This is a genomic window from Enterococcus malodoratus (genome assembly GCF_027659535.1).
In the GTDB taxonomy this organism is placed as follows: domain Bacteria; phylum Bacillota; class Bacilli; order Lactobacillales; family Enterococcaceae; genus Enterococcus_A; species Enterococcus_A malodoratus.
Window position 1 is genome coordinate 350,561 of record NZ_JAQDPG010000001.1, and the last position, 11,963, is coordinate 362,523.

The 11,963-nt window shown below is 42.1% G+C and carries 11 protein-coding genes; 10 read left to right on the top strand and 1 reads right to left on the bottom strand.

The window, feature by feature from the left end; genetic code table 11:
* The first annotated feature begins 61 nt into the window (after window positions 1-61).
* The 7 genes from PGP85_RS01770 (at window position 62) to PGP85_RS01800 (ending at window position 8,918) form a co-directional block, all read left to right on the top strand.
* Window positions 62-640, top strand: coding sequence for a hypothetical protein (locus PGP85_RS01770; protein WP_090403801.1), 579 nt, complete (start codon window positions 62-64; stop codon window positions 638-640).
* A gap of 335 nt (window positions 641-975) precedes the next feature.
* Window positions 976-2,394: a cytochrome ubiquinol oxidase subunit I gene (locus PGP85_RS01775; protein WP_090403803.1), complete on the top strand. Its 1,419-nt coding sequence runs from the start codon at window positions 976-978 to the stop codon at window positions 2,392-2,394.
* Complete coding sequence (gene cydB, locus PGP85_RS01780) at window positions 2,387-3,409, top strand: cytochrome d ubiquinol oxidase subunit II (protein ID WP_270325697.1); 1,023 nt, start codon at window positions 2,387-2,389, stop codon at window positions 3,407-3,409. The genes PGP85_RS01775 and cydB overlap by 8 nt, the downstream gene beginning before the upstream one ends.
* Before the next feature lie 143 nt (window positions 3,410-3,552).
* A complete protein-coding gene (gene cydD / locus PGP85_RS01785; protein ID WP_270325698.1) occupies window positions 3,553-5,265 on the top strand; it encodes a thiol reductant ABC exporter subunit CydD in 1,713 nt (570 codons plus the stop codon).
* Window positions 5,262-7,010: a thiol reductant ABC exporter subunit CydC gene (gene cydC / locus PGP85_RS01790; RefSeq protein ID WP_270325700.1), complete on the top strand. Its 1,749-nt coding sequence runs from the start codon at window positions 5,262-5,264 to the stop codon at window positions 7,008-7,010. The genes cydD and cydC overlap by 4 nt, the downstream gene beginning before the upstream one ends.
* A gap of 160 nt (window positions 7,011-7,170) precedes the next feature.
* Window positions 7,171-7,701, top strand: a complete 531-nt coding sequence (locus tag PGP85_RS01795; RefSeq protein ID WP_270326120.1) for a ClbS/DfsB family four-helix bundle protein — start codon at window positions 7,171-7,173, stop codon at window positions 7,699-7,701.
* 173 nt (window positions 7,702-7,874) lie between these two features.
* Window positions 7,875-8,918 carry a peptidylprolyl isomerase gene (locus PGP85_RS01800; protein ID WP_270325701.1) on the top strand — a complete coding sequence of 348 codons (1,044 nt, stop codon included), beginning with the start codon at window positions 7,875-7,877 and terminating at the stop codon, window positions 8,916-8,918.
* A gap of 15 nt (window positions 8,919-8,933) precedes the next feature.
* On the opposite strand, the gene PGP85_RS01805 is transcribed toward PGP85_RS01800, so the two are convergent.
* On the bottom strand, window positions 8,934-9,086 hold the full coding sequence (locus PGP85_RS01805) for a hypothetical protein (RefSeq protein ID WP_270325702.1): 153 nt from the start codon (window positions 9,084-9,086) through the stop codon (window positions 8,934-8,936).
* Between the two features lie 192 nt (window positions 9,087-9,278).
* Between PGP85_RS01805 and PGP85_RS01810 the strand changes: the two genes are divergently transcribed.
* The 3 genes from PGP85_RS01810 (at window position 9,279) to PGP85_RS01820 (ending at window position 11,962) form a co-directional block, all read left to right on the top strand.
* The gene (locus tag PGP85_RS01810; RefSeq protein WP_270325703.1) at window positions 9,279-9,710 is read left to right on the top strand and encodes a DUF6323 family protein; all 432 of its coding nucleotides are present in this window, start codon (window positions 9,279-9,281) and stop codon (window positions 9,708-9,710) included.
* Window positions 9,707-10,762 (top strand): DUF6179 domain-containing protein, encoded by a 1,056-nt coding sequence (locus tag PGP85_RS01815; protein ID WP_270325705.1) that lies wholly within the window; start codon window positions 9,707-9,709, stop codon window positions 10,760-10,762. Before PGP85_RS01810 ends, PGP85_RS01815 begins: the two co-directional genes overlap by 4 nt.
* Window positions 10,763-11,125: 363 nt before the next feature.
* Window positions 11,126-11,962 carry a class F sortase gene (locus tag PGP85_RS01820; RefSeq protein ID WP_090403816.1) on the top strand — a complete coding sequence of 279 codons (837 nt, stop codon included), beginning with the start codon at window positions 11,126-11,128 and terminating at the stop codon, window positions 11,960-11,962.
* Window position 11,963 lies beyond the last annotated feature (1 nt).

Genomic DNA, 11,963 nt, shown 5'->3' on the forward strand with positions numbered 1-11,963 from the left:
ATGATTCTCAGTTACTAAAAAATAAAAGTGTCTTTATTTTAAGAGCTTGAAGGGAGAAAAGATGATAAAGAAGTTAATGGTATTTGGGTTGTTGTTGGTCATCAGTGCTGGGTGTGGCGCAGAAAAGGATGGGGCGACAGAAGATACTCAGAAAACAGCAGCGACTGTTCGAAGAGTTGAAAAGAAAGACGAGAAGACCACAGAAAATAGAAACCTGGTAGAAGCAAAGGCAGAAAACGGGGAAGTCTTTCACTACACATTACTAAACGGCTGGCAAAAAAGAACGGGGGATGACTCGGACATTTCTGTTACTTCAAGCAAAGCAGGGGTAAGCGTGCTGTTCGAGAATAAGGCAGATTATGTAGATTTTGCCAGCTATCAAAATGGAATCATTAGCAGTGTCCAATCAATGGGAGATCAGATCACTGAAGAGGCAAAAGACGTGGAGATCCAAGGATTGCACGGCGTTGAAATGGTAGTGGAGTCCGAAAATGAAGGCAATAAGCAAAAAGGCCTGCTTTATTTATTGGAAGCTGACCAGAATTTCGTTCAGATCTACACAACAACAAACAAAACCCGGTTTGATAAGTCTAGAGAGACACTTGAAAAGGCCTCTAGCACATTTAAGAAAGCAGAATAATTTGAAAAAAAGCAAGCCAATCCTCCTTTTGAGATCGAGCGGCTTTTTTTCTTTAAAAAGAAAAATTATTCTAATGGTCAAATTTCTCATTAAAAGATGTAGAGAAAATGATTTTTAAAGTGAGATTAGTGCCAAACTAGCGGGAATTGGAAAACTATTTTCTCCATCAATCAGGAAATTTTTAACGGCAAATAGTTATTTTCCTTTGTTGCTCTCATGATTAATAAAAAGCGCTTAAGCTGAACATTTGGCAATTTATTTGTTAAGGATTATAGTAATTACAGAAAGGGTTTTATTTTAGTTTTGTTATTCACAACAGTAGGGGAGGAATTAAAATGGATATAGTGACGTTGGCCCGCTTTCAGTTTGCTATGACAACGGTTTTTCACTTTTTCTTCGTGCCATTCTCAATCGGGATGGTCTTGGTAGTTGCCATTATGGAAACGTTATTTGTAAAAACGAAAAATGAAAAATACCGTCAATTGGCGAAATTTTGGGGAAATATTTTCCTATTAAGCTTTGCGGTGGGCGTCGTGACTGGGATCATCCAAGAATTTCAATTTGGGATGAACTGGTCGGATTATTCACGGTTCGTCGGAGATATTTTTGGCGCGCCATTAGCAATAGAAGCTTTGTTAGCTTTCTTTATGGAGTCGACGTTCTTAGGACTCTGGATGTTTACATGGGATCGTGTGAAACCGCGGACACATGTCATCTTTATTTGGTTAGTAACTATCGCTTCAATGTTATCGGCTTTCTGGATTTTAGCGGCAAATAGTTTTATGCAGCATCCGGTCGGTTATGTTCTTCGTAATGGTCGAGCAGAAATGACCGATTTTGGTGCGGTCATTGCCAATCCAAAGGTCTGGTATGAATTTGGCCATGTAATCGCGGCGGCGATCACAATGGGCGGAATGATTGCGGCAGGTCTTGCGGCATTCCAATTGTTAAAACGCAAAGACAAAAAAACGCGTGAGTTCTTTATGAAATCGATGCGTATCGGGCTAGTAGTTACTTTATTTGGCTCGATCATGGTTTTAGGTGCAGGTGATGCGCAAATGAAGGCGTTGATTGAAGGTCAGCCGATGAAGTTCGCGGCGATGGAAGGAACGTATGAGGATACGGGCGACCCGGCAGCTTGGACGCTGATTGCTTGGGACAATGAACGGGAGCACAAGCAAGTGTTCGGCGTTCAAATTCCGTATATGCTAAGTATTCTTTCCTATAATAAACCGTCTGGCTCTATTAAAGGAATGGACACAATCAATAAAGAATTGATCAAAAAATACGGGGATCGGAATTATTATCCGCCGGTAAATGTTTTGTTCTGGAACTTCCGGATCATGGCCGGCTTTGGTATGCTGATGTTGTTAGTTTCAATACTTGGCTTGTTCTTTACTCGTAAGAAGAAACCGATTCTTTATGAAAAACGCTGGATGTTGTGGGTGATGGGACTGTGTACGTTTGCCCCATTCTTAGCAAATACTGCCGGCTGGCTAGTGACTGAATTAGGTCGTTATCCTTGGACTGTTTATGGTTTATTCACGATCGAAGACAGTGTCTCACCTAATGTTTCGGTTACTTCACTATTGATTTCAAATATCGTTTATTTCTTATTATTCTCAGGATTAGCGGTAACGATGATTTATTTAGTTAGACGTGAATTAAACAAGGGTCCAGAATTAGATGAAGGCAATAAATCTGATCAAGATTCAATTGATCCTTTCGACAAGGGGGCGTTCTCTCATGAGTAGTTTACAATTATTATGGTTCTTATTGATCGGCGTCCTGTTTTCCGGTTTCTTCTTCTTAGAAGGTTTTGATTTTGGTGTCGGCATGTCTGTTCAAACGCTGGCTCATGATGAGCATGAAAAAGATCAGATCGTCCAAACGATTGGACCGGTTTGGGACGGTAATGAAGTTTGGCTATTGACGGCTGGCGGAGCGATGTTCGCTTCTTTCCCATATTGGTATGCGTCACTGTTCAGCGGCTACTATTTGATCCTGTTTATCATTTTATTCGGCTTGATCATTCGCGGAGTGTCTTTTGAATTCCGCAGCAGTATGCCGAAGGAACGAAAACAATTATGGAACTGGACATTGAGTGTAGGTAGTTTCATCGTGCCATTCTTCTTTGGTGTTTTGTTCATCAGTATGATCCAAGGGATGCCGCTTGATGCGAATCACAATATGATGGCTACCTTTACCGATTACATTAACTTGTATTCAATCGTCGGCGGAGTAGCTTTGACGCTGTTGTGCTACTTGCACGGCTTGAACTATATCGCATTGCGCACAGAAGGTCCGGTTCGATATCGGGCGAAAAACTACGCGCAAGTATTATACGGAGTGTTGTATTTCGGGTTGGTTGCGTTCGCAGTATTGATGTATTTCAAAACGGATTTCTTCCAAAATAATTTTGCGGTGACGTTGATTTTATTGGCAGTGATCGTTTTACTTACTGTGATTGCCAATGTCTCTGTCTTCAGAAACAAGGAGATGCTGGCGTTTATCACCAGCGGGTTGACCTTGGTTGCTTTAGTTGTATTATTGTTCGGCGGATTGTTCCCACGGGTATTGATCAGCTCGATCCCAGGCAATGATCTATTGATCCAAAATGCGTCATCAAGTCCTTATACATTGAAGGTTATGTCTTATATTTCATTGACGATCTTACCGTTCGTATTAGGCTATACAGCCTGGACATACTATATTTTCCGTAAACGGATCAAGCATCCGCATGCGGTGGAGTACCAGTCCAACTCTTAACAGTTTACTTGAAGTAAAAAACCAACGACGTTTATTATTCTATTAACATTAATGAACTAGTTGGATGGCATACGTGATGACAGTAAAACTCATTTTTCGTATTTTGAAAAATGAATACTTTATTAGGAATTAGGAGTTCAATCATGATCGACAAGAAGTTATTACAACTTCCCGGTATCAAAAAAGTTCTAATGTTGCTTGCAGGATCTGCTGTCCTGCAAGCAATCTTTATAATTGGGCAAGCGTATGGTCTATCCATGACCATTACGCATTTATGGAACGGGGAAGGGCTGAACAAACAACTAACTTGGCTGCTGCTGTTCTTTGTCTCTTTCGCGTTGCGGCATTTAATGACTTATTTGCGGGAGCACGTGTTAGAAGAATATGCTTATCAGCAGGCCAAGGATCTACGCAGTCAATTGCTGCGGAAGATTTTTCACTTAGGTCCTCAAGTTGTACAAAAGCAGGGTACAGGGAGTGTGGTCACGACCGCACTGGACGGGATCAATCAAGTAGAAGAGTACTTGCATTTGATTTTGCCGAAAATGCTGAATATGATGATCATTCCGTGGATTTTACTAGTCGCGATCTTTTTTATGGACTGGGAATCGGGCGTGGTCTTATTGATCGTGTTCCCGTTGATCATTATTTTTATGATCATTTTGGGCTATGCAGCACAAAGTAAAGCGGACAAGCAATATAAGGTTTTCCAAGTATTGTCGAACCACTTTATTGATTCGCTGCGAGGAATCGACACGTTGAAATTCTTCGGAATCAGCAAGCAGTACAGCAAGAGTATTTTTACAACCAGCGAACGTTTCCGAAAGGCGACGATGAGCACGTTGAAGGTCGCGATTTTATCAACGTTTGCGCTGGACTTCTTTACAACATTATCTGTGGCGGTAGTTGCGGTTCTCTTAGGATTACGTCTGATCAATGAAGCGATTCTTTTGTTTCCAGCATTGACGGTCTTGATTTTAGCGCCGGAGTATTTCTTACCGATCCGTGATTTTTCAAGTGATTATCATGCGACTTTGGACGGCAAGAACGCGATGGATGAGGTCAATCAGATTTTAGAGTTGCCAGAAAGCCAAGATGCGACGATCGGCTTGCCTACGTGGTCGGAAGATAGTTTATTGGACGTGAATATGCGTTTTAGCTATGAAGAAAAACTAGGCGCGGAAGTTGATTTTACGGTGCAAGGCTATAAAAAAATCGGGATCATCGGGATGAGCGGTTCCGGCAAATCAACACTGATCAATCTACTGAGCGGTTTTTTACGACCGGATGAAAGTCAGCTTCGTTTTAATGAGCATGAGCTGCCGGCCTTTGATCAGCCTCAATGGCAAGAACAACTGGTTTATATTCCGCAAAATCCTTATATTTTCCAACGCTCAGTTCGGGAGAATATCGCTTTTTATCATCCGCAAGCTAGTGATGAAGAAATTCTAAAAGCGATCGAAGTGACCGGTTTGACGGATTTGTTAAATGAATTGCCAGAAGGTTTGGACACGAATCTAGGCGAGGGTGCCCGAACACTCAGCGGCGGACAAGCACAACGAATCGCTTTGGCGCGGGCGTTCTTGGATCAAGAGCGGAAAATTTTATTGTTCGATGAACCAACTGCTCATTTAGATATCGAGACAGAAGTGGAATTGAAGGAGCGGATGCTGCCGCTGATGGAAAATCATTTGGTCTTCTTTGCGACTCACCGGCTGCATTGGTTAGCGGAAATGGATTATCTGCTGGTGATGGATCATGGCAAATTAGTCGAGCAAGGAACTTTAGCCGAATTGCAGCAGAAAAATGGCGCCTTTACGAAATTGAGTCAAGCATTGCGAGGTGAGAAAGCATGAATCGAATCGGTTTATTTCAAGTCTTAAAAACGGATGAATGGGTCAAACCCTTCTTCAAACAATATAAAAGATCGTTGATTCTTGCTTTGGTACTGGGATTCATTACCTTTTTCTGTGCCGGTGCGTTAATGTTCAATTCCGGCTTTTTGATCAGTCGGGCGGCGTCATTGCCGGAAAATATCTTGCTGATCTATGTTCCAATCGTTTTGACGCGGGCATTTGGGATTGGTCGTCCAGTCTTTCGTTATGTTGAACGGTTAGTCAGTCATAACTGGGTTTTGAAAATGACCTCAAACTTACGCGTGAAGCTTTACGATTCATTGGAGCAAGACGCGATCTTCTTCAAACAGAATCATCGGACAGGGGATATTCTTGGATTGCTCTCCGAAGATATCAATCATATTCAAAATTTGTATCTTCGGACGATTTTTCCAACGATTATCGCTTGGCTGCTGTATGTTTTCATCATTATCGGGATCGGCTATTTTTCACCGTTCTTCGCTTTGGCGATGCTGCTGCTTTTAGGCATCGTAGTCTTTTTATTGCCGCTGTGGTCAATGATTATTAATGGCGCGCGGCAAGAGCAGCAGAAGCAAATGAAGAATCAGCTTTACAGTGATTTGACGGATAATGTCTTAGGCGTGTCTGATTGGATCTTTAGTCAACGAGGGCAGGATTATGTGAACCACCATGAAGAATCGGAAGAAGCCTTGCGGGAAGTGAATCGGAAATTACAAAGTTTCCAACGAAAACGCAACTTCATTTTGCAGCTGATGTTTGGTGTGATCACGCTTGCTTTACTACTATGGACGAGCCGGCAATTTCCTGGCAATCATGGCGGGGCGGCTAACTGGATCGCAGCCTTTGTTTTATCAGTCTTTCCTTTGATCGATGCCTTTGCGCCGTTGCCAGCTGCGGCTCAAGAAACCAATAGCTATCAGGACTCGATCAAAAATTTGAATGATCTGCCAACGATTCAGAAGAATCAATCCGCGGCACCAAGTATTTCGGGACCAGTCACTTTGAAAATCGATCAGGTTCATTATCATTATCCCGAAAGTACCAAAAAAGTATTGTCAGGCATTGATCTGACGCTGCATCCAGGCGAAAAAATCGCGATCTTAGGCCGCAGCGGTTCTGGCAAGAGTACGTTAGCCAATTTGATTCGCGGCGATCTGCGAGCAACTGAAGGGACAATCACGTTAAATGGAGAAGAGACTTACAAGTTTGGTGATGACATCAGCAACTACTTAGGCGTTATTCATCAAACACCGTACTTATTCCATACTACGATCGCGAATAATTTGCGAATCGGCCGCGAGTCAGCGACAGAAGCAGACCTGTGGCAAGTCTTGACCCGTGTCGAGCTGAAAGAGCTGGTAGAAAGTCTGTCGGACGGATTGGAAACGATGGTGGACGAAGCCGGCTTACGCTTTTCTGGTGGCGAACGTCAACGTTTGTCATTAGCCCGGATCTTATTGCAAGAGGCACCGATCATTCTGCTGGATGAACCAACGGTGGGACTCGATCCAGTAACCGAGCAGGCGTTGATCAACACCTTCTTCCATGAACTGGAAGATAAAACGGTTATTTGGATCACGCATCATCTGCAAGGGATCGACGCGATGGATCAGGTTATCTTTATTGAGGATGGCCACTTGGCGATGCAAGGACGTCCGAATGAGTTAGAACAAACGAATGCCCATTATCGCAAATTGAAACAAATTGATAAAGGGATCATTTAGACGAAAAACTTCTCTGGTGGATCACTGGAGAAGTTTTTTTCTGACTATAAAAAAAGATTGTTAATTATGCTTGACTCCCACGTTACGTGTTGGTCCATACTGATTGTAATGAAAGAGATACGAATCAGTTCGATTCACTAACTATGAGGAGGAAAAAATGATGGCAAGACCAACGACAAAAAATGATTTGATTCAAGCAGGGAATGATGGGTATAAGAAAATGATCGACTTATTGGATTCTATCCCGAACGAAGAAGTGGACAGCAATTTTACTTTTGATGTTGAAAATGAAAAGCAGGCGCATTGGACACGAGACAAAAATTTGCGGGATGTATTGATCCATTTGTATGAATGGCATCAACTGCTGCTGAATTGGGTGAAGGCGAATCAGGCCGGTGAGGCTAAGCAATTCTTAAAAGAGGGCTATAATTGGAAAAGCTACGGGGCAATGAATATTGAGTTTTGGGAGAAGCATCAGACGACTAGTTATGAGAATGCGCGTGACCTGCTGGCAGAAAGTCATCAACAGGTGATGGATCTAGAAGAGGGCTTTTCCAATGAGGAGCTATTTTCGAAAAATGTGTTCCCATGGGTCGGCGGCAGTACATTAGCCAGCTACTTTGTTTCCGCGACGTCGAGTCATTATGAGTGGGCGGCGAAAAAAATCAAGAAGTTTAAGAAATCGTTGTAAATCAAACTATTGAATGGAGCAGTGAATCTGCTCTTTTTCTTTTAAAAGATAATGCGAACTAAAAATATCGCAAACGAATTATTTTCAAAAATCACTCTTACTAGCCATTAGCGGAATGACTGATCGGATTCTTTTCTGGTAAAATGGAAGAAAAGGCAGGTTGGAGGTAAGGTATGAAAAAGAGCAAAGTTGTTTTAGCCGCAGGAGTACTGGGAGTCACGGCGTTGGTCGCGAAAAAGAAACTTATAGATGAAACCGTCACCAAACAATTAATCCCGCGTCATTGGGATGATAAGGAACTCAACGATCGATTGATTGCATTTACAGAGGCGTTAGCGTTAGGTGAAGAGGAAGCAATCGGGTCTTTTCTTTTAGGAAAAACAGCCAAACAATTCAATTCGCTGAAAGGTCAGTCCTTAACATTTTTAGAAGCGCATTTCGTGTCCCTTTATAAGGTTAAAGGCGATTCCTATAATGATCTACGCGGCTTGGTCTCCTATCGAGTAGCAACCCCTAAAAAGGAGTACACCTACTTGATCAAAGTAGCGCGTTTAGGAAACGAGCAGAGATTAGACTGGTATATCCAAAAAATCGTTGAACAGGATCACGGGATCAAATATCCAAATCAGTATCTACTGCAATTGACGCCGATTCGCTCAAACGAGGAGCTTTGTCTGATTGAAACGGACGCAGGGACGATCACCATGAGAGTCTTTCAGCAGGATGCGCCGAAAGCAGTCAAAAATTGGCGCGGACTGGCGAAGCAAGGATTTTATGACGGGACGCCTTTTGCACGCGTAATCAAAGATTTTGTGATTCAAGGGGGCGCCTTGGACGGTTCCGGCGAAGAAGGACAGTCAATTTATGACGGATTCTTTGAAGACGAGGTAGACGAAGGTTTGTATCATTTTGATGGCGCGGTGTGCTTGGGCAATCACGGGCCAAATACCAATGGCAATCAGTTTTACATCGTTCAGCGCAGTTATGTAGACAAAGAACAGCTGTATCGGATGAACTTTCCGTTAAAAGTCCGTTCCCATTATGAAGCTGTCGGCGGAATCCCAGAGCTAGATGGCCGCTACACTGTTTTCGGTCAAGTCGTCGAAGGGATGCCGGTTGTGCGTGCGATTGCTGCTCAAGCCACAGATGAACAGGATGCACCGCTAAGTCCAATCATGATTCAAAAAATCACGTTTAAAAAAGCCAATCAGACTTGATCTGATTGGCTTTTTCTATTTCTTTCCGTTGTGACTCATTCGTTTAGAGGTTGCCCAGTAAAGCATGATCAGCACGATCATGATAATCAACCGAGGCAGGGCAGGTGGAGACCAGACCCAAATGACAAAAGCCGCAGCTAAAAGATAGAGTAAGGTAGCAAGAATCATCAGATCGCTCCTTTAGTTATTTTATGTTCAGGGTGACGAAGTGGTCGCCAAATATTTCTCACAAAAAAAGTTAAGGAATGCTTAAATCAACTTCCTTAACTCTCTTTATAATACCACATTTTGGACTGGAATTCAAGATTGTCTTTTGGCTGCGGGTGTGCTATTAAGTCTTTGAGAGGAGCGTGTGCAGAAATGACCCAATTTGATCTGTCGTTATTTAATCAGTATTTATCGGAACGAAAGGAAGAACCGCGGACAAAGATAAACCAAGAGCTTCAGGTAAGCAGCAAGAGCTATCAATTATCGGCGGCCGATTTTTCTGAATTGGCTGAGGAGCGGAATCAGCTTTTCAAGGAGCATCACTTGCTTGATTTTAGCTGGGGGAATTCACAGGCTTTGGCAGGATTTTTAGTCACGGAACCACTATTTTACAAAAGCGATTATTTAGAGCATTTGTCGGTATGCCAAGCGATCTTCTATTACTTGCGGGCGTATCATCCTGGTCAGATAACCGATCAGGAAATCATTGACGAAATTCAACGGCGCTATCAAACGTACCAAGGTGATCTCGAAATGTTGCAGGGATCATTTGAAGATTTTCCAGACATGGAGGCGGATGAATGAAAAACGAAATATTAGATCCGGCATTTTATCCTTTTTTTATGGAGAAATTACAAGAGCGTTTAAGTGGTTCGAGCGTCATGCCGGTCGATCAAGCGGAGAGAATCCAACAATCAATCGCGTTTGTTTTGGAAAATGGAAATGAAGGAAGTCTGCCCGAACGATTTGAACAAGGGAAAGAACAATTAAAGCAGCGATTAGCCAGATTGAAAACTCTCTATTTGACGATAAAAGAAAATTATCAAAGCTTTGGAATCGAATCCTTGGAAGAGAGCTTAGAGGAAATCGGGCATTTTTTCACGACCTATGATTTGGATTATGGTGCAGCAGAGGTTGATCAGGCTTTTCTTGACTATCAACTCGCGGAGGCTGTTCCGGCAAATTATGTCGGTATTGATTTTTATGAGTGCTATTTGCACAATTTAGCCGCCGAAGTTTTCTTTTTAAAAAGTATTCCCTCAGCTCAAGTCTACGAACTTTTGGACCAGTATCAGCAAAAATTAGGATTCGATTATCGTCAGGATGTGAATAATTTATTTGAGATCGTCTACAGACAAATGATTGGAAAACTATTAATTGGAAAAAACCAAAACACGACACTCTTATTTAATCGGATTGAGGCACAATATGCCTTTGGTCGGATCAAGAATGAAAGTACTCCTCCAGAGCTAAATCAATTATTTGAACGTAGTGATTACTATCGCCGTATCTATCAGCAATTCCAAGTGACTGTCCGTCAGCTAAAAGAGGCTGAGAGCGCCGTTCACTTCTTTATCACCACTACTCCTAGGAAGAAGCAATTAGAATTGCCTCCTACGATGCCGGCAGCAGCATTTAATCGATTGCTAGAAGCTTATTCGGCCGCGAATTATGAGGGGGAAATTCGACTAATTAAGACAAATATTTCAGCACCAGCAGATTTCGAAGAATACCTCAATTTGAGTTCAGAAAGCCCTGAGTTTTACAAAAGACTTTTTAAAGAGCTTGATAAAAACTTTATAATGACTTTGGTTTTGTATTTTAGAAAAGAATATGACTACAAAATAGATGTCTAAAACATTGATTCTAAAGCAAATTACGACGTTTTGCATCTTTTAAAAGACTATTTAAAATCTTTGCCTAAAAAAGAGCGATTCGAACTATTTGCCATCATTGATGAGTACCAACTAGTTCCCAATGACTATTCATAAAACTGTAAAATAGTCCCGCTATTAATGATTTTCCTAATTATGTGCTCGCCAGTTTTGTCAACAAAATAGAAAGTTATGAAAATATTGAGCAAAAACCGATTAATTATCGCTTTAGGCGAATAAATATAATATCAATGGTTATTTTATGAGCAGTATACAACTGATAGGACCGATTTTCCGTTAATTTGTAAGCAAGAGCTAATCTCTTTGCTTAGGAGGAAATAGAAAATGAGTACCTATCTTAAAATTGTCGTTATCGCTGCCATGTTCCTATCGTCTGGTGCAGCATATGTATTAGGTGATTCTGAAACGAGCTCGCCTAGTACTACCGATCAACAAACAGTAGAACAGTCTAGTAGTAAAAAAGCGGAGGAATCAAACCATTCGACGGATGCTTCGGCTTCATCAGCTAGTCAGGAAGCATCATCTGTTCAATCAACAAAAAATAGCGAGAAGGAATCGGTCGCACAAGACAGCAATGAAGTTGCGACAGCTGCTAGTAGTTCAGCTGAACAAGATTCGGCAACCGCTCCTGCAGTAGAAACTGCTGAAGCCAATAGTCGTCCTGCTCCTACTATTAATGAAGCAGCTCCCGCTAGTGAGCCAGCCGCAGCACCAGAAAATCAAAATGCGGCAACACCTGTTCCTGAAACCATGCAGGCCGACCAATTGAAGGTCAACGGTCAATTGATTTCATATTCAAATGCAGGGCAGGGATATGGGCAATCGATCATTGATGCTAATCCCAATCAAGTCGCAACTTGGGGTGGAGCGACTGTTCAATCTGGGAACGATGGATCGAATACTCACTTTATCGGTCATAACCCTGGAATCTTTAATGTACTATTCTCAGTAGGAAATGGTGCTACGATCGAAGTATCGGATGGATCAAATAATGTGACTGCTTATAGCGTGACACATACCGTGACCGTGGATGATTCAGGTATAGCCGCAGATGGAACGGACTATTGGGATCAAATCACTGGAACAGGCGGAGGCGAACGTATTACTTTGCAGACCTGTATCAACGATGATTACAACCTAATCGTTTTTGCCAGCAAATAGA

What these genes read in the sequence shown, in the direction of transcription:
- PGP85_RS01770 (WP_090403801.1), top strand. Translation starts at nt 62, where the DNA reads ATGATAAAGAAGTTAATGGTATTTGGGTTGTTGTTGGTCATCAGTGCT.
- PGP85_RS01775 (WP_090403803.1), top strand. Translation starts at nt 976, where the DNA reads ATGGATATAGTGACGTTGGCCCGCTTTCAGTTTGCTATGACAACGGTT.
- cydB (WP_270325697.1), top strand. Translation starts at nt 2,387, where the DNA reads ATGAGTAGTTTACAATTATTATGGTTCTTATTGATCGGCGTCCTGTTT.
- cydD (WP_270325698.1), top strand. Translation starts at nt 3,553, where the DNA reads ATGATCGACAAGAAGTTATTACAACTTCCCGGTATCAAAAAAGTTCTA.
- cydC (WP_270325700.1), top strand. Translation starts at nt 5,262, where the DNA reads ATGAATCGAATCGGTTTATTTCAAGTCTTAAAAACGGATGAATGGGTC.
- PGP85_RS01795 (WP_270326120.1), top strand. Translation starts at nt 7,171, where the DNA reads ATGGCAAGACCAACGACAAAAAATGATTTGATTCAAGCAGGGAATGAT.
- PGP85_RS01800 (WP_270325701.1), top strand. Translation starts at nt 7,875, where the DNA reads ATGAAAAAGAGCAAAGTTGTTTTAGCCGCAGGAGTACTGGGAGTCACG.
- PGP85_RS01805 (WP_270325702.1), bottom strand. Translation starts at nt 9,086, where the DNA reads ATGATTCTTGCTACCTTACTCTATCTTTTAGCTGCGGCTTTTGTCATT.
- PGP85_RS01810 (WP_270325703.1), top strand. Translation starts at nt 9,279, where the DNA reads ATGACCCAATTTGATCTGTCGTTATTTAATCAGTATTTATCGGAACGA.
- PGP85_RS01815 (WP_270325705.1), top strand. Translation starts at nt 9,707, where the DNA reads ATGAAAAACGAAATATTAGATCCGGCATTTTATCCTTTTTTTATGGAG.
- PGP85_RS01820 (WP_090403816.1), top strand. Translation starts at nt 11,126, where the DNA reads ATGAGTACCTATCTTAAAATTGTCGTTATCGCTGCCATGTTCCTATCG.